This is a genomic window from Chryseobacterium sp. VAUSW3, from assembly GCF_002205795.1.
Classification (GTDB): domain Bacteria; phylum Bacteroidota; class Bacteroidia; order Flavobacteriales; family Weeksellaceae; genus Kaistella; species Kaistella yananensis.
Genome location: NZ_NIUY01000002.1, coordinates 271345 through 289096, shown reverse-complemented (window position 1 = coordinate 289096; position 17752 = coordinate 271345). Strand labels below are relative to the sequence as shown.

The following is a 17752-nucleotide window of genomic DNA, read 5'->3' as shown; positions in this document are numbered from 1 at the left end:
TGTTATTTTTTAATCTGACTTTTCACTTCTTTGGCCTCGGCAACAATTTCAGGGAAATCCTGATAGTTTGCGATAATCTGATCGACCGTATAACTCGCCTGGTAATTATCTTTCAGACCGATGTAGTTTTTGGCCATCAGCACCAGCGATTTTGCACCCCAATATTCTTCGGAAGCATAGTTGTTGGCCAGTTTAAAGATGGTTTCGTTGGATGATTTAAAGGCTTTGGCTTTGTTCAGGTAAAATGCTTTTGCATATAAAGCTTCCGCGGCAACTTCGGTATTCGATGATTTTTCCAGGGCTGTGTAAGCCGATTTAGCTTCACTGTCTTTCCCTCTGTTCATCAGACTTCTTGCTTTAATCACTTTGGCTTGTTCGGTCACAGATGCTGGATTTTTGGAATTGGCAAGCACCAAATCCGCAAAAGCTTCTGCTTTGGTGAAGTTTTTCTCTGCCGCAAAAATTTTCATCAGTTCCAGATTCGCGAAGTTTTTCAGATTCACGTTGGTGGAATTCGAAAGTGGCTCCAGATACTTTTTGGCTTCGTTGGTATTATTCTGTTCCAGATAAATCTGTGCAAGTCTTGTTTGCGCATCTTCCTGATAATCGTTCTGTACATTCGCCACTTCCTGGAGAACCAAAAGTGCTTTTGCCGGATTCGCGGTCTGATAATAACTTTCGCCCAGCTCGTACTGTGCCTGGTAAAGGCCATCTCCCGTAGGATTCTGGGTTAAATATTTTTCGTAAAGCGGAATTGCCTTTTTGTAATCTTTGGCTGCGTAATAGTTTTTGGCACTATTCAGGTTGATTTCATCAAGCTCGGAAGCATCAATCTTCACTCCTAAACTTCGCGCAAAGTTTTCATAACCTGCAGTATCACCGTTTTTCACGTAAATTGGACGCGAAGCCTGAACAATTTTACTGGCATAAGCCGTGTTTCTGTACTGGTTTCCGAGTGATTTTAATTCAGAAAGCGCTTTGTCGTTCTGGTTGAGATCGATATAATTCTGTGCGCGGTAAATTTGTGCGTTGGCAACCAAATCTTTATCAGAACTGTTACGGATCACCTGTGAAAAATAATCGTTGGAGCTGTTGTAATCGTCGTTTGCAGCATACGCTGTAGCAATTTCATACTGCGCGTCATCAATATATTCAGAGTTTTTATACTGCGAAATCAGCTTTTTAAGTGAAGAAATTTTTGCTTCAGTATCGCCTTTAAAACCAAGCGCCATGGCTTTTTGGAATAAGGTATAATCGTCTGCATTTTCCGCCTTGTCATAAATTGCGATTGCTTCATTCAGCTGATTGTCTGCATAATACGTATCCGCCAAACGCAATTCTGCATCATTTTTAAAATCTGATTTCGGGTTTTTCAGGTATTCTGTAAAATACTGGTTCGCTTTATCGAATTTTTTTGACTTGAAATAAGCATAACCCAAATCATAGGTCAGTTGCTGTTTTTCAGGGAAATCCTGATTCAGAAGTTTTTCGTAGCGTACAATTGCTGAAGGATAATTCCCTTTCTGGTAATACGTCTGGGCTAACCAATACGTCGCGCGGGTATTGAACTCTTTATTGATATTAAATTCCAGACTGCGCATTAAATAGGTCTCGGCTGCATCGAAATTGCCTTTGTTGAATTCTTCTGTTCCCAATAAGAATGATACTTCCTGATCAATTTTATTGAGTTCCGGAGTGGAATTCGGCATTTTGTCGATCGCGCTCAAAGTTCCTCTGTAATCGCCCGAGTAAAGGTAAGATTTCACTAAAAGTGATTTCATTTCCTCGGTTTCTGAACTTCTTGGGTATTTATTGATGTAATTCTGGATTACTACGGGCGCAGATTCGAACGGATTTCCAATATCATAACTAAGTTTTGCATACTGCACATGAGCGAGCTGCTGAACTTTCGGATCGTAACTCATCTGATACGCCGAACGGAACGCAGAAAGGGCTTCCTGCTTTTTACCGACTTCAAGGTAAGCATTACCCAATTGATAATATGCATTCTGAGAAGTGGCAGAATTGCTGTTGATGAGTTGGTTATAGTAAGAAACTGCTTCGTCGTATTTTTTGAGCTGCGCAGAAACAAATCCCATTTCGTACAAATCGCTTTCTGAAGGGTTTGGTTTGCTTTCCAGATAATTTTTAAGATGCGGATAAGCCGATGCGTAATCGCCTTTCATGAAATAACTCTCGCCGATAATTTTGTGAACTTCACTCTTATAATCTTCTGAAATTGGTTCTCTCAGCAGATAATTTCCCTCTTCAATAGCTTTATCGTAATTTTTTTCGTTGAAGTACATCTGCACGTAATACGGTTTTACCAAACGTGCATATTTTTCGTCGTCTTTAATCTGATCAAAGAAAGTGAAAGCTTCATCATTCTGCCCGTCAGCATAATAAAGATGGCCGAGCATATACGCAATATCAGATTTGTCGGTATCTTCGGCATTTTTATAAGCTTCTTCCAAGGCTTCAATGGCACCTGCAGAATCACCGGTCATGAATTTTGCATAACCGAGTTTCATGATATACTGCGTGTTTTCGTCTTTCGAAAGCTGGTACTGGTTAACGTTATTTAATGTTTCCAGTGCTTTATCAAAATCTTTTTGCGCCAGATAATAATATGCCAGCGGTAGGTTTGCCTGCGCAAAATAAGCGGAGTTCGGATATTCTTTAATAAAAGCTTCCAGGCCCTGTTCTGCATGATTTTTTCTTAAAATCACCCCAATCACATTGTCAAAAAACTGCGAGGCTTCTTTTCTTGATTTAGAAAGTGCGCCGTTGTAGAAATACTGGCGGGCATATTCAAACTGAGAAGCGCTGTAGATTTTGTTTTGGTAAAGATTTTCGGCGAGACTGAAACGGTAATTTTCGCGGTCGCTGAAATATTGGGATTGCTGGGCATCAGATAATCCGTAATAGAAAATGGCTGCCGCAATAATAATTTTTTTTGAATTCATTTAATCCTGGTTTTCAGAAAGGTGTTGAATTGAATCGGGAACGTTGTTTGAAGGATAAGAGAATCCTTACCGCTTTCCACATTTAGTCAACGAAAATAAGGAAAACTTATTGCCTGCACAACATAAATTACATATTGTGGAAATGTGGATAACTGTATTTTTTTAACCGGAGTCTTTTGAAAATGAGTTAAAAAACAATCGTCTTAATTACGGTTTTTCATCAGAATCCAGCCTTGCCGCTGCTCAGATTTTTGCGTCACCGGATCGAACCAGGTCGCGGTATACCAATACGTTGAAGTTGGCAGCGAACGACCCGAAAACTTACCATCCCACTCTACAGTTCTATTATCCGTTGATTCGAAAACTTTATTTCCGTAACGGTCTACAATGATTACGGAAACACTTTCCATTTTGTCAAGATTATCAATTTTCCAGACATCGTTAATTCCATCAGCATTTGGACTGAATGCATTGTTGATTTTAATAAAATAGATGGTTTTGGGTTCTCCAAGACAGCCGGTCGCGGATTCCACCTGTATTTCGTAAGAGGCAGCGGTTGGATTCATCAAAATATTTGAAGACTGCGCAACACTGTTGAAATAATATTTATAGGGCTTCACACCCCCATTTGCGATGACTTCAATGGAACTGTTGGTTTGGTTTACCACCTCTATTTTAGGCTGATTTTCGTCCGAAACCGTAAAATTATGGGTATAAGTACAGCCATCTGCATTGGTTAATTCCACTGAATAATTTCCGGTTTTTGTAATCAGCACAGTTGTTGAAGTTTCGCCGGTACTCCAGGTTCTTGTAGGATTTTCAGGTCCGGCATCAACCGTTAAAGTTTCTCCGTAACAAATATAATATTTGCTTTCGAGGGTTGATGATTTCGTTGGAGTATTTACTTTGAGATTGATTATTCCTAAGGACGCACAAAAACCCGGAACGCTGATTCTCACATACACCTTTTGTGCAAAAGCAGTTTCGTTGGTATAATTTGCCGCGATCGGCTGGGTGAAATTCACATCTTTGAAAAATTCGAAAACAGCGTTTGGATTGGTACTGAAAACCGTCTTTTTTGAATTGAGATCAAATGCAGTTTTTCCGTCGAAATCTGTATCACAAACTACAAAATTAGTTTCAGAAACAAGTAAAGGAGTATTTGCACCTTTAACAAAAGTCACAGTCTGAACATCCGAAAAGCAGCCTGTAGCCTTATCTTTTATTAAAAACTTGACTGTTTTAGGCAATACCGACACATCGAAGTTTGGAGGAAGCGCATTACCCAGATCATCGGTAAATGTATATTGATCAGCGTTATTGATCACCGCGTTCTGGAATTTCTGAAGCGTATAATTAAGTTCGGAACAAACGATAATCTGCGAAACCAGCGCCGCAGGTTTGGGATTGAACTGTAAATCGAAGTTTACCACATCACCACAGTTCGAATTATAGGTGATTTTGATATATGGTTTTGTGCCAAAAACAGAAGCATCATAATTCGCAACCTCTGCCGGCGTGAGCAATGTTCCGTTTTGAGCATAATACTCCAGTGAAACGCTTACTTCAGGCCCCGCATTTACCAGATCAGTCACGTTTTTGGTAAGATTGAAAACATTATTACCCTGACAGTTTTTCATTACAACCGGATTCTGCGCAACAATCTGAGGTTTTCGGTACACCCTGAGAATAATATCATTTGAATTTGCAAAACAGGAAGAATTCGTTTTGCTTATCAACCTGGCATAAATGGTATAATCGCCAATAATGCTGGTCCAGAAATAGCCTGCAGCATTTAAGTTAGCTCCGGGACCATTCGACACCACAATCTCTGAGTTATCTGATTTGTTATAAAATTTAACATCGTACTGGTTCGCCGGATCCAGAACAGATTTAATATAGTTGAAATCGAATCTGTTTGAATTGTTGTCTGTACCGGCACAACGTTCCTGAATCGGCACCTGCGGAACTGCGATCGCAGGACCTGAAGTAAAAGTCACCAAAGTATTGGCAGAACAGGAAGCTCCTAAAAATGTGGTTTTAACGTTCACCGATTTGGTAACATCCACCGCCGTTCCGTTGCCCGCCGAAGTTCCGTCAACATAAGTGTAGGTAAAGGTGTAATAACCCGGGAAATTCTGTTCAAACGCAGCTTTCAAGTCAAAAAACGGCTGCGATGAACAGGTAGAAATATTCATGGCATTGGTAACCGAAATAAAATAAACCGGAGATCCTCCTGTGATGCAGGACATATTATCGTTTCCGTCTTTTACCGCAAAACTCAAATTGGCGATCTGGTTGGCATTGACCACATAATTCTCCGGATTGGTGACCAAAGTACTGGCAGATCCTTCGTAGAAGTACACATTATATTTTTCTAAACCGGAAGCGGGATCGTATTTTGGATAAATCAACTGATAAAGGTTTACTACCTTGGTCGCCGCCGGAACCGCTGAATTGTCGCAAACTACCGCCGGATTAGAGTTAAGTGGAGCAGGAAGTTTTTCGCTGAGATATTCCAGCTGGTTACTGTCGGAACCCGAGGCGCATACTGTACCATCCGGTTTTTTAACTTTCACATAAAATTTACCGGGTGAATCAGTAACCCTGCTCAGATAAATTTCCTGATTAGTACTGATGATTGTTGGGTTCCCTACCCGATACCATTCGTATTTCAGCGCAGCATCAAAATTGGTGATTTTCATGATGACCTGGCAGTTATCAAGCTGTTTGGTGATGACCGGAGTCTGGGCTTTTCTGAAAGTAATATCATCCGAAACCATCGGACCGACCTGGGCTCCGGAAGGATCGTGATAAGTGACTTCAACTTTCAGCACTTCATTATCATTGGGAACAAATCCAGAAAGTGAGTTTCCGGTTTCCGCAAGTTGGGTAGTGTTACGAAACCATTTAAATTTTGGCGTAAGATTCTGATTTGGAGTAAAAAGCCAGGCTTTCCCTTCACTTTTCCACGGACCGTTGTTGTAATTATAAGCGGTATTGCTATGCGTGGGAACTTTAAAATTAGTGGCATCCTCATTCTGAATACCCAATATTGCATTATAAGTATCCTCTGTTTTGTTATTGACGTAAATAACAATTCTTCCGTCTTCGAGCAACAAAACATTACTGAAATAACTGCTACTTGAAATTCCGCCTGTGCCATCGGTCCGGATTTGATTCTGGAAAGAAACAATAAGACCGTTCACACCACCTAGATTTATATTTTTGTACAGATAAGTTACACTTGAATTCTGCGAACGTGTGACCACATCTGTATATCCGAAAAAAATCTGCGCAAGATTAAGTTCCTGAGAAGCATTGTTTTTAAAAATTTTGTTATAATCCTTAGAAGGCAGTGCTGAATAGGTATTATATCCCGTAACTCCGCTGTAGGTACGGTCGGTATAGGTATTGATGTCTTTAAGATTCTCCAGTTCAGGATTGTTGGTAAACACGAGTCTTCCGTTGCTGCCCATCACCGCTTTAGTATAATCTTTTCCGTAAAAGCTAAAGGTAAAACCTATGGGAAAAGCTTCACTGAATTTATTAGAACCCGTTGCCGGAAAGTTGATAGGGATTGAACCTGCAGACAGGGGAAAAGCAGAGGGGTTAACACTTTCTATTTCATAATCTCCCGTAGAAGTAGCCACGGCATCGACTTTCAGATTAAAACTTTCGCCGCTGCAGAAATACTGCTGAGAAGGATATACTGCGTTATTCGCAGGATTAATAAGATTTACAGATTGGGTAAAGCCTGAGACAAATGATAAAATAAAGAGTAAAAAATAAATCTTCCGCATCAAAAAAATGTTTGGTCAAAATTACGACATTATTAAGAACCAAAAATTTACCATTTTTATTATCCTGAAACAAAAAAAATATGATTTTTAGAATTTTCTTTTACATTTGTGTAAATTATCTTTTTTATGAATCAGCTTTTCAGAAGAAAACAGTACAGTGAAAGCGAGCACTCATCGGGGTTGCTGCGTGTTTTGGGAGTTTGGGATATTGTATTCTTCGGAATTGCGGCCATCATTGGCGCAGGAAGTTTCAGCAGTTTGGGCGAAGCGGTTTTCCGTGGCGGGCCCGGCGTGATTATCCTGTATGTCATCTGCGGTTTTGCCTGCGGTTTTACTGCGCTTTGCTATGCCGAATTTGCCAGCCGGATTCCCCAGGCCGGCTCTGCGTACACGTATGCCTACGCGAGTTTCGGTGAATTGATTGCCTGGATTATCGGATGGGCTTTAATTATGGAATATTCTTTCGGAAACATTTATGTTGCCTTTTCCTGGAGCGATTATTTCACGAGCTTTATGGAAAGAATCGGGATACATATTCCCGACTATTTGACCTGCAGCTATACCGAAGCCAAAAAAGCATTTCTTGGCGGTTCTGAAAACAGGGAACTGCTGAATGCCTGGAGCAGCGCACCTCTTATAGGCAATTTAAAATTTATTGTTGATGTGCCTGCACTGGTAATCAACGGTTTGATTACGTGGCTGTGCTATGTTGGGATAAAAGAGTCTAAAAACTTCAACAATATTTTTGTGCTTTTAAAACTCTTCATCATCCTTTTGGTAATTGCTGTGGGAATTGCATACATCAATACCGATAACTGGTTTCCTGCAAGTCCGGAAACTGGTGTTCAGTCTTTTATGCCGAATGGTTTTACAGGCGTGATGAGTGCTGTATCCGGTGTTTTCTTTGCTTATATCGGTTTTGATGCTTTAAGTGTTTTATCAGAAGAGACTAAAAATCCACAGAAGAATCTACCGCGCGGAATGATTATTTCGCTTGTATTGTGTACGGTGATTTATATTGTATTAACACTCGTACTGTCGGGAATGGTAGATTACCGCAAGTTTGACGGCATTGGTGATCCGCTGGCTTACATTTTTGCAGGCTCAAATGCGAACGTTCCCTGGATGGAGTTTGTGGTTTCTTTGGGAGCAATCATTGCCATTACTACCGTGTTACTCGTATTCCAGATGGGGCAGCCGCGAATCTGGTACGCCATGAGCCGCGACGGACTGATGCCAAAGAAATTCATGACTATTCACACGAAACATAAAACACCGTCTTACGCTACCATCGTTACAGGGCTCGTGGTTGGAGTTCCGATTCTTTTTACCGATAAATCGTTTATCCTGGATTTCACGAGTATCGGGACAATTTTCGCTTTCGTTCTGGTCTGCGGCGGCGTATTGCTGCTTCCGGCGAAAGAAAAACTGAAAGGAAGATTCCATATGCCTTATATTAATGCGAGATTCATATTTCCGGTAACGTTCCTTGGAGGCCTGTTTTTCTTCTACTGGTGGCAGCCGGAATTCTTCCATAACCTAACCGATTGGCATGATCCAGCAGAAGGTGAATTCCGTATTTCGATTATCGTTTATATTCTGATTAACCTGGTTTTATGCGTTCTGGCGTTTGTAAGGAATTTATCGCTTATTCCACTTATCGGTCTCAGTTCATGCCTTTATCTGCTTACGGGAATGACGCATAACAACTGGTTTTGGTTTCTGCTGTGGTTTGCCATTGGCATGATTATTTATTTCTCTTACGGGTTCAAAAACAGTAAACTGAATAACGACCTGAACGGAGATTTAAATTAAAAAAAATGCGCGAGCGAATAAAAACCTTCAAAGAATTTTATCCTTATTATCTAAGTCAACACAATAAAAAAGTAACCCGCATATTTCATTTTGCGGCTACGCTCTTGGTTTTTGCTGTAATTATTTATGTACTGCAATCGGGAAAGGAACGGTTTCTTTGGTATATCCCGATTTTCGGGTGGGGTATTTCAGCCTTCAGTCATTACGTTTTTGAAAAGAATAAACCTACCAGTTTTACTAATCCCTTGTTTACATTGATCGCCGACTTTAAGATGTTCTTTGAACTGCTTACCGGAAAGTTGAAATTTTACGAATAAAAAAACTCCCGATCGGGAGTTTAATGTGGTTTTAAGCGCTTTTAATAAGTTCAAGGTTTTTAGCTTCAATTTCACCTTCATCAAGTTTAGCATCTCCTTTTCCTTTTTCAAGATCGAGGACTACGTTAGGGTGATTAACTTGCATGAAAGTCTTAAACTCCTCAATATTTTTGAATAGATTGAAGGATTCTTTCTCTTCGTCATAAATTACGCCTTTAGTTCTTCTTGCCGCGGCAGCAGCAATTATTCCACCCCACATGGCTGCGCTGTTACTTGTAAAATAATCTCTTACAAATAAATAACCGCCTTTGTTTTCAGCTTTGAGGTAGTAAATTCCACCATCGTAACCCTGTCCTTTATCTTCAGAATTAAACTTTTTAATAAGGTTTACTACGTGGATATAAACATTCTGCCCATCGGATACTGCAAAAGCTTTTTTCAGTTTCTTTCCTTTATCATCTAAATTATTGAAGCGGAAAGCAATCTGATCATCAGTAATTGCTGCAGAAAGATTTGGGCTGGCACTAGGTGTTTTCGTTCTGAAATCTTCATAGGTCTCGTAAACTCCTTTCGGATATTGTGCTGGATTAAAATTTTGGGAAAATCCTAAAGCAAAAGCCGTGAGGGATAAGAAAGTAAGCAATTTTGTCATATAATTATTTTTGCTAAATATATAAATTTATGAGAAATAAAAATTACTTTTGATAAAAATAATTTATGAAGAAAATATTACCATTTTTACTTGCAGGTACCCTTGCCCTAACAAGCTGTGAACCTGTGTATAAGGCTACAAACTTTCAACAGACAGCAAACACACACCGCCTTATTGCAGTGCTTCCGCCGAAGGTAATTATTGAAATTAAATCAGCAAAAGAAGCGGCCGCTATTAAAAAACAGGAGGTAATTGAAAGTGAGAGGTTTCAGAGTGCATTGGTAAACTATCTTAATGCTAACCAAATTAACAATAAAATCTTCATTAAGACACAGAATCCCGAGGAAACCAATAAGATTCTCACAGATAATAATGTTACCAGTTTAGCAGGCAGAAGCTATCAGGATCTGGCCGTTTTATTGGGAGTTGATGCGGTGGTAAGTTCCAGAGTTTCCCTGGCTAAGCCACTTACCAATGGAGAAGCCTTTTTCACCAGTCTGCTTACGGGCTACGCTGCTCCATCAAAAATTACAACTGTAGATTTATCACTAACCGACAAAGCAAGCGGAAAAATGTTCTGGAATTATAACTGGCAAACGGGTGGAACATTTGTATCAGCAGAAAAACTCACCAACTCACTGATGAAAGCGGCAGCAGTTCGATTTCCGTATAAAACGAAAGATTTAAAATAAAAAAATTCCCGAAATTTGATTTCGGGAATTTGATTTTTAATGCAAATGCTTACCAGTTGGCGGATAATCGCCTTTGCCCGTTTCTTCCATTTTCTGGGTGGCGGCCATTGAAACCACCAAATCATTCAGCATAGAGCTTGCTGCACTTGGTGAGTTAGGAAGGAGCACCAAATTACTTCGGTTGTTGGCTCCAATTGAATGTAACGTATCGTAATGCTGGGTTACAACAATCAGTGCGGAGGCTTCCTGAGAGCTTATTCCAGCTTCGTTCAGCATTTTTACCGATTCTTCCAGACCTTTGGCAATTTCTCTTCTTTGGTCGGCGATACCCATCCCCTGAAGTTTTTTCGATTCTGCTTCTGCTTTTGCTACCGCAACAATTCTGATTTTCTGAGCTTCAGATTCGTACTCGGCGGCGGTTTTTTCGCGTTCGGCGGCATTAATTCTGTTCATGGCGTGTTTCACCTGTTCATCAGGATCAATATCAGTTACAAGGGCTTTAATGATATCGTAACCGTAACTCTGCATCGCTTCCTGAAGTTCACCTTTCACGGCAATTGCAATATCATCTTTACGCACAAAGACATCATCAAGTTTCAGTTTTGGAACCTCAGCTCTTACCACGTCGAAAACGTAGGATGTAATTTGGTTTTCGGGATTTTCAAGCTTATAAAAAGAATCCGCTACCTGTTCTTTGATTACCTGATACTGCACAGAAACTTTCATTCTGATAAACACGTTATCGAGCGTTTTGGTATCAATAATTACATCGAGCTGTTGGATCCTGAGGTTCATTCTTTTAGCCACCTGATCGATAAAGGGGATTTTTAGGTGGAGTCCTGCGTGGCGGACAGAATGAAATTTCCCCAAGCGTTCTACAATGGCCGCTGTGGCCTGCTTGACGGTAAAAAATGATGCGAAAAGGACCACGAGGCCCAGAAAAATAAGTACGCCAAAAAATGTCATTGTTTAATTTTTTTATGGTTAATAAAGAACTTCTGAAAGATAGTAAATTTTACCGAAACTACACGGTCATGCCAATATCTATGCCTTTAATTTTACGGTAAAGATCGGTCGCAAAATTATCGGTCATCCCCGATACAAAATCTATAACGCCCAACACTTTCTGGTAATCTGTTCCTTCATCATAAACAAACTGTTGCGGCAAAAGCTTCAGAGCCATTTTATCATAAGATTTCCGCTGATTTTTTGGTTTTAAAACCGGCGGTATAAAATGATTCAGTAATTCATACATTACATTGTAACCTGCGTTTTCAATCTCGATGACATTTTTGTGGTTGTAAATCTTCGCAATCGAAAAATCTTCGATTTCCTGTAAAGCAGGATTATCTGATTTATAAATATCGAGCAAAGCCCTGTCGAGACTGCCGTCTAAAATTTTAGAAAAGTTCTGCTTGTAAAGCTCAATAGATTTATTGATGAGTGCATTGATGACTTTTGCTCTTAAATAGGAAATTCTTTCGTTCGAATTGGTCAGAATCGTGAGCTTCTCTTCTACCCTTTTGATGTTTTGATTTTCAGATTTAATGAGTTCCATAAAAAGATCTTCACAGTCTGAAGTCGATACAATCCCCAGCCGGTGCGCGTCTTCCATATCGATAATGTTGTAGCAGATATCATCGGCAGCTTCAACCAACCAAACGAATGGATGTCTTTTAAAGATGGAAGGTTCTTCATTTTCCGGGATTAAATTTACGCCTTTGGCAATCTCCAGAAACGTATTTTTTTCATTCTGAAAAAACCCGAACTTTTTTCTGTGGATGATTCCTTTTTTCTTGGCGACGGCTTCGCACGGATATTTGGCGATGCTTGCCAGCGTGGTAAAAGTAAGCTGGGTTCCGCCTTCATCTTTGCCGTTCTGCTGATGGGTTAAAACCCTTATTGCATTGGCATTTCCTTCAAAATTCACCAAATCTGCCCATTCTTTTTCTGTAAATTTCGGTTTTAAATCGTTTTCGTTTTTTTCGAAATAACTGGCAATGGCATCTTCACCGGAATGCCCGAAAGCAGGGTTCCCAACATCATGGCAGAGGCATGCCGCGGCAATTACGTTCTGCAGATTGTGCTGGTAAAAAACTTTCGCCTGATCATCCAGATCATTAGCGAACTGCGTAAAAATAAATTCACCTGCGGCACTTCCTAAACTGCGTCCTACAGAAGAAACCTCGAGTGAATGCGTTAAACGGTTATGAACAAAAACACTTCCGGGGAGCGGAAAAACCTGAGTTTTATTCTGCAGCCTGCGAAATGCTGCCGAGAAAATAATACGGTCGAAATCTCTTTGAAAATCGGTTCTGGAAGCTGAAGTTGCAGCAAGGTTCCCGGTGCGTTGGTGGGTAAAAATACGGTTTAAATCCATCCTTCAAAAATACATTTTTTATTGTGTAGATAAAATGATTTATATTTCGGTAAAAGCATAGTTTTTTTGCGAAAAAGACCAGAAACTTTATTCGTAAAATGATTAATTGTGGTTTAATAAATGCCATGTTTATGGCATCAATCACCACTTACATACGGAAGTTTTCTTTGATTTCCCATTTGCATCTGCAACATTGTTGTGCTATTATTGCAAAAATTTATTTATGAAGAACTTATATTTTCTTGCTGCTGCGTTTTTTTGCAGCAGTATTTCTGCACAAAACCAAATTTCATTCGAAACTTCCGAAGGTTACCAGTTGGGAAGTTTGAACGGACAGAATTCCTGGCAAATTACTGATGATGGCGAAGGTAATTTCGTTGAAAACTAGGTAGTTTCTGCTGAAAAATTCAGTGCAGGAATCTACTCATTTAAAAATGGATATACCGATGCATATGGTGGACAGATGTTCCCGATTATTGGTGCACAGAAAAGTTTTGATCAGCCATTAGATTATAATGACACTACCATCTCTTTTGATGTTTTGGTTACAGAAACTGACGGTTCAATTTTTGAAATGGCAGCCTACGGAATCAGTGCTGATGAAGAATACTATCCGGTATTTGATTTAGCTTTTGATTATTCCGGTACTCTACATGTTATCACCAGCATAGATTACGACATGGAAGACACGGGGATTTCGTGGCAGCCTAACCAATGGTATAAGGTAACGGTAAAAGTATCTGCAAATGAAATCAAGTATTTCATTGACGGGACATTAATTTATACGACTCCAAACTTCACACAGATCAATCTGGAAGGGATGAATTTCCTACATGATAATTACGGTGGTGATGCCTATATTGACAACATTAAAATCAATGAAGCAAATATGGCGGTAAGCAGCGCGACAAAAGGAAATATTGCAGTATATCCAAATCCTGTAAAAACCAATCTGCACTTCAATCTCCCGCACGGTGAAGTTGTTTCTGCAATCAGAATCCATAATATTGCCGGCCAAACTGTTATAAACAGAAAACTTAGCACGCCCGCCATTAATCTGGAGCACCTGAAAGCTGGAGCGTATATTATTACGGTTACTACAAATAAAGGAACTATATATTCGTCAAAATTCATTAAAGAATAAGCATCAGACAAACAATATCTATTCATAAAAAATTCCCGGACTCTCGTTCGGGAATTTTATTTCAAAGACTGCTAAACGCAAATTTTTACATATATGATTCAATTGGTGCGCAGGTACAGATTAAGTTTCTGTCACCGTAAGCTTCATCAACACGGGAAACCGTTGCGAAGAATTTGTGATCTCTCACCCATTCCAGAGGATACGCAGCTTTTTCACGGCTGTAAGGCTTGTCCCACGCGTCTGAAATCACTACCTGTTCCGTATGAGGAGCATTTTTCAACACATTGTTTGCTGCATCAGCAGTTCCTTCGGCGATTTCTTCGATTTCTTTTTTAATAGAGATTAAGGCTTCTGCAAAACGGTCGATTTCTGTTTTGCTTTCAGATTCTGTTGGCTCAATCATCAGGGTTCCGGCAACAGGGAAACTCACTGTAGGCGCATGGAAACCATAATCCATCAAACGTTTTGCGACGTCAGCCACTTCAATTCCAAGCGGTTTAAACTGACGGAAATCTACGATACATTCGTGAGCAACTCTTCCCGCTGCATTGGCGTACAAAATTGGGAAATGTTCTGCCAAAACTTCTTTCAGGTAATTTGCGTTAAGAATGGCATGTTCTGTAGATTTTTTCAAACCGGCAGTTCCGAGCATTTTGATGTAAGCATAAGAAATGTTTAAAACCAATGATGACCCGTAAGGTGCAGCAGAAATAGCGTCGATGGCTTCTTTATCACCGATTTTAATGTTAGGGTTCGATGGTAAAAACTTCACCAAATGTTCCGCAACGCAGATCGGGCCAACACCGGGACCGCCGCCTCCGTGAGGAATAGCGAAGGTTTTGTGTAGATTGAGGTGACAAACATCTGCCCCAATATTTCCCGGAGAGGTGAAACCTACCTGCGCATTCATGTTCGCGCCGTCCATATAAACCTGTCCGCCGTTGTCGTGAATCAGTTTTGTGATTTCTTTAATGTTATCATCAAAGAATCCATAAGTTGACGGATAAGTAATCATTGCCGCAGAAAGATTTTCCGCGTGCTGCTCTGCTTTAGCTCTCAAATCTTCGAAATCGATTTCTCCGCTTTCAAGATTTTTTACCACCACCACTTTCATCCCTGCAATTACCGCAGAAGCTGGATTGGTTCCGTGTGCAGACTGCGGAATAAGAACGATGTTTCTGTGGCTTTCTCCACGTGATTTGTGATATTCGCGGATGACCATTAATCCTGCATACTCACCCTGAGCACCTGAATTCGGCTGAAGCGAAGTACCGGCAAAACCAGTAATTTCCGCAAGATCTTTCTCCAATTCTTTAATTAACTGCTGATATCCCCCAGCCTGCTCGGTAGGAACAAACGGGTGTACATTGCCCCACTCGGGCCAGGAAATCGGCAGCATTTGGGTCGCAGCGTTAAGTTTCATGGTACACGAACCTAAAGAAATCATCGAATGCGTTAAAGAAAGATCTTTTCTTTCCAGACGCTTGATGTAACGCATCAGCTCGGTTTCTGTATGATATTTATTGAAAACATCTTCTTTCAGAATTTCATCATTTCTTAAAGACTGCTCAGGAATCAGAATTTCTTCTTTAAGCGTAAGTTTGAAGCTCTGCTTGTCTTTAAACTGCGCAAAAGCATCAAACAGCGACTGCAGTTTCTCTAAAGTTGTGGTTTCATTTAAGGCGATGCTCACAAATCCAGCGGTGAAATAATTAAGATTGATTTTACGATCAAGCATCAAAAACATCAAAGATTTTTTCTCTTCTTCGCTCATGCGGAACTTTACGGTGTCGAAAACCGGCTCTTCTACAATATCATAACCCAAAGCTTTCAAGCCTGCATTAAGTGCATTGGCTTTGAAATGGATTTGGTCTGCGATGAAATTAAGACCTTTCGGACCGTGATATACGGCGTACATTCCGGCCATTACGGCTAAAAGCACCTGTGCTGTACAGATATTCGAGGTGGCTTTTTCTCTTTTGATATGCTGTTCACGGGTTTGAAGTGCCATTCTCAGCGCACGTTTGCCGTACGCATCCTGGGAAACACCAATGATTCGTCCCGGAATATCTCTCTTATAATCTTCTTTACAGGCAAAAAATGCAGCGTGAGGCCCACCGTAACCCATCGGAATACCGAAACGTTGGGTAGTTCCCACCGCACAGTCAGCGCCCATCTCAGCAGGAGACTTCAGTTTTACCAACGCCATTGGATCGCTGGCAACTACAACCTGCAGGTTGATTTCTTTATATTTCTTAATATTTTCGGTATAATCGAGTACAATTCCGTTTTTACCCGGATACTGCAGCAAAACTCCGAAATAAGATTCATCAAAATTATGATTCTCATGATCACCTTCAACGATCTCGATTCCCAGCCCTTCTGCTTTAGTTTTCAAAACAGCAACTGTTTGAGGAAGTACCAATTCTGAAACGAAGAATTTTTTGGCTTCAGATTTTCTCTGGTCTTTGGTTCTGCTTTCGAAGAACATGTGCATTGCTTCCGCGGCTGCAGTAGATTCATCCAAAAGAGAAGCATTTGCCAGTTTGAAACCTGTTAAATCGCAAACAACCGTTTGGAAGTTGAGCAGCGCTTCCAGTCTTCCCTGCGCGATTTCTGCCTGATAAGGAGTGTAAGCGGTGTACCAGGATGGATTTTCGAGAATATTACGCTGAATTGCGCTCGGCAAAATGGTATTGTGATAACCGAATCCGATGTAGTTATCGAAAAGGGAGTTTTTGGCTGCCAATTCTTTAGAATGCGCCAACATTTCGTACTCCGAAAGTGCAGGTGAAATGTTTAATTCTTCTTTTAAACGGATGGAATCCGGAATGGTTTGGGCAATTAGTTCATCAATACCCGAAACACCAATTTCCTGTAACATTGCCTGTTTATCGGCTTCGTTTAAAGAAATGTGGCGGTTTACAAACTGTGTAGTGTTCATTATTTTTACTGGATTTATTTAGAAATAAAGGTTCGTAAAAATACAATATTTTGATGAACAGTACAATTGATAAATTTCATGCGCAAACCATAAAAAACACCTCACGTTATTTTGATTTATTCTAAATTAGAATTACATTTGCACCATGAATTCACAAATCATCCCTTTCAAAATTGCGCCTTTAACTCCGTTTTACCATCAAACAGAAGAAATGTTCTGTGATAAGAAAAAGTGCTGTAAGAAATTTAAGAAAGGAAAACGCTGTAAAAAATGTCCTGGAAGGCTTAAAATGGCTTAATATTTTAATGAAAAGTTTTACGTTTCTGAAAAATTATCCACCAAAAGTTTTCAATAAAAGCAGGATCGCAATTACAAGAAAGATAACCGCCGAAACAATCTTTAATGCTTTGGGCTGCCCACCGGGATTTGTAGGCGACGGTCGCTGAGGCTTGAAAAGTTCTTCTACCTCATTTCTGAATTTTTCTTTATCCGTTTCGAAAACCTGATTCACGGTGATGCCGCGCACTACAGTTTTATTCAGCAGCGTATTGGTTGCGTGCAGCAGCAGCTGAAATTTGCCCTCCTTGAATTCGGTAATCTTTATTTTTTTCTCACCATAACTTTTTTCGAGCCCGAATGGCAACACTTTTACCACATCTGCATGATTGGTCTGCCAGGTTATTATGATTTCTTCGCCCTTCTGCACATTCACCTTATTTACCGCAAATGATTTAATTACAGGCGGGAGGTTGGGACGAAATGTTCTTTGCTGATGGCTTAAATTATCATCGTAAATCCGTCTCTTCTCTTTATCACCAAGCGTATCGTAAGCTTCCTGAATCTCCATGAACCGGTGCGCAAAGAACTCGTCATTGGGATTTTTGTCGGGATGGTATTTCAGGGATAATTTCCTGTAGGCTTTTTTAATGTCTTCTTCAGATGCATTTTCCTTAACGCTCAGAAAATAATAGTAATTCTTCATTATAAGATACCGGATTCGGTTTTGGGCTGTAAAAGTAAGGATTTAAAAAAAACAGTT

The 17752-nt window shown here is 40.1% G+C and carries 12 protein-coding genes; 5 read left to right on the top strand and 7 right to left on the bottom strand.

All coding sequences use genetic code 11. The annotated features are described in order from the left end of the window. Nucleotides 1-2 precede the first annotated feature (2 nt). Both CDW55_RS06540 and CDW55_RS06535 read right to left on the bottom strand, forming a co-directional pair. Nucleotides 3-2966: a tetratricopeptide repeat protein gene (locus tag CDW55_RS06540; protein WP_088468963.1), complete on the bottom strand. Its 2964-nt coding sequence runs from the start codon at nt 2964-2966 to the stop codon at nt 3-5. Between the two features lie 203 nt (nt 2967-3169). Then, nucleotides 3170-6769 carry a T9SS type B sorting domain-containing protein gene (locus CDW55_RS06535; protein WP_088468962.1) on the bottom strand — a complete coding sequence of 1200 codons (3600 nt, stop codon included), beginning with the start codon at nt 6767-6769 and terminating at the stop codon, nt 3170-3172. 126 nt (nt 6770-6895) lie between these two features. Between CDW55_RS06535 and CDW55_RS06530 the strand changes: the two genes are divergently transcribed. Together CDW55_RS06530 and CDW55_RS06525 are read left to right on the top strand one after the other, a co-directional pair. Then, on the top strand, nt 6896-8584 hold the full coding sequence (locus tag CDW55_RS06530) for an APC family permease (RefSeq protein ID WP_088468961.1): 1689 nt from the start codon (nt 6896-6898) through the stop codon (nt 8582-8584). Between the two features lie 5 nt (nt 8585-8589). Next, nucleotides 8590-8901, top strand: coding sequence for a DUF962 domain-containing protein (locus tag CDW55_RS06525; RefSeq protein ID WP_088468960.1), 312 nt, complete (start codon nt 8590-8592; stop codon nt 8899-8901). Nucleotides 8902-8932: 31 nt separating this feature from the next. Here the strand turns inward: CDW55_RS06525 and CDW55_RS06520 are convergent, their stop codons facing one another. Beyond that, entirely contained in the window at nt 8933-9553 is a 621-nt protein-coding gene (locus CDW55_RS06520) for a hypothetical protein (RefSeq protein ID WP_088468959.1), read from the bottom strand. Between the two features lie 65 nt (nt 9554-9618). On the opposite strand from CDW55_RS06520, the gene CDW55_RS06515 reads away from it, so the two are divergent. After that, nucleotides 9619-10245: a hypothetical protein gene (locus CDW55_RS06515; protein WP_088468958.1), complete on the top strand. Its 627-nt coding sequence runs from the start codon at nt 9619-9621 to the stop codon at nt 10243-10245. A gap of 36 nt (nt 10246-10281) precedes the next feature. On the opposite strand, the gene CDW55_RS06510 is transcribed toward CDW55_RS06515, so the two are convergent. Together CDW55_RS06510 and dgt are read right to left on the bottom strand one after the other, a co-directional pair. Continuing rightward, nucleotides 10282-11211 (bottom strand): SPFH domain-containing protein, encoded by a 930-nt coding sequence (locus CDW55_RS06510; protein ID WP_088468957.1) that lies wholly within the window; start codon nt 11209-11211, stop codon nt 10282-10284. Nucleotides 11212-11269: 58 nt separating this feature from the next. Beyond that, on the bottom strand, nt 11270-12625 hold the full coding sequence (dgt, locus tag CDW55_RS06505) for a dGTP triphosphohydrolase (RefSeq protein WP_088468956.1): 1356 nt from the start codon (nt 12623-12625) through the stop codon (nt 11270-11272). 223 nt (nt 12626-12848) lie between these two features. Between dgt and CDW55_RS12480 the strand changes: the two genes are divergently transcribed. Together CDW55_RS12480 and CDW55_RS06500 are read left to right on the top strand one after the other, a co-directional pair. Further along, complete coding sequence (locus CDW55_RS12480) at nt 12849-13013, top strand: hypothetical protein (protein WP_179285916.1); 165 nt, start codon at nt 12849-12851, stop codon at nt 13011-13013. 75 nt (nt 13014-13088) lie between these two features. After that, nucleotides 13089-13769, top strand: coding sequence for a T9SS type A sorting domain-containing protein (locus CDW55_RS06500; RefSeq protein ID WP_088468955.1), 681 nt, complete (start codon nt 13089-13091; stop codon nt 13767-13769). Nucleotides 13770-13854: 85 nt separating this feature from the next. On the opposite strand, the gene gcvP is transcribed toward CDW55_RS06500, so the two are convergent. Together gcvP and CDW55_RS06490 are read right to left on the bottom strand one after the other, a co-directional pair. Beyond that, nucleotides 13855-16713: an aminomethyl-transferring glycine dehydrogenase gene (gcvP, locus tag CDW55_RS06495; protein WP_088468954.1), complete on the bottom strand. Its 2859-nt coding sequence runs from the start codon at nt 16711-16713 to the stop codon at nt 13855-13857. Nucleotides 16714-17044: 331 nt separating this feature from the next. Beyond that, the gene (locus CDW55_RS06490; protein ID WP_088468953.1) at nt 17045-17695 is read right to left on the bottom strand and encodes a J domain-containing protein; all 651 of its coding nucleotides are present in this window, start codon (nt 17693-17695) and stop codon (nt 17045-17047) included. Between the last annotated feature and the right edge of the window lie 57 nt (nt 17696-17752).

Bases quoted from the DNA above. Each gene is read 5' to 3' on its own strand.
- CDW55_RS06510 (WP_088468957.1), bottom strand. From the start codon at position 11,211: ATGACATTTTTTGGCGTACTTATTTTTCTGGGCCTCGTGGTCCTTTTC.
- gcvP (WP_088468954.1), bottom strand. From the start codon at position 16,713: ATGAACACTACACAGTTTGTAAACCGCCACATTTCTTTAAACGAAGCC.
- CDW55_RS06515 (WP_088468958.1), top strand. From the start codon at position 9,619: ATGAAGAAAATATTACCATTTTTACTTGCAGGTACCCTTGCCCTAACA.
- CDW55_RS06540 (WP_088468963.1), bottom strand. From the start codon at position 2,966: ATGAATTCAAAAAAAATTATTATTGCGGCAGCCATTTTCTATTACGGA.
- CDW55_RS12480 (WP_179285916.1), top strand. From the start codon at position 12,849: ATGAAGAACTTATATTTTCTTGCTGCTGCGTTTTTTTGCAGCAGTATT.
- CDW55_RS06500 (WP_088468955.1), top strand. From the start codon at position 13,089: ATGTTCCCGATTATTGGTGCACAGAAAAGTTTTGATCAGCCATTAGAT.
- CDW55_RS06520 (WP_088468959.1), bottom strand. From the start codon at position 9,553: ATGACAAAATTGCTTACTTTCTTATCCCTCACGGCTTTTGCTTTAGGA.
- CDW55_RS06535 (WP_088468962.1), bottom strand. From the start codon at position 6,769: ATGCGGAAGATTTATTTTTTACTCTTTATTTTATCATTTGTCTCAGGC.
- CDW55_RS06490 (WP_088468953.1), bottom strand. From the start codon at position 17,695: ATGAAGAATTACTATTATTTTCTGAGCGTTAAGGAAAATGCATCTGAA.
- dgt (WP_088468956.1), bottom strand. From the start codon at position 12,625: ATGGATTTAAACCGTATTTTTACCCACCAACGCACCGGGAACCTTGCT.
- CDW55_RS06530 (WP_088468961.1), top strand. From the start codon at position 6,896: ATGAATCAGCTTTTCAGAAGAAAACAGTACAGTGAAAGCGAGCACTCA.
- CDW55_RS06525 (WP_088468960.1), top strand. From the start codon at position 8,590: ATGCGCGAGCGAATAAAAACCTTCAAAGAATTTTATCCTTATTATCTA.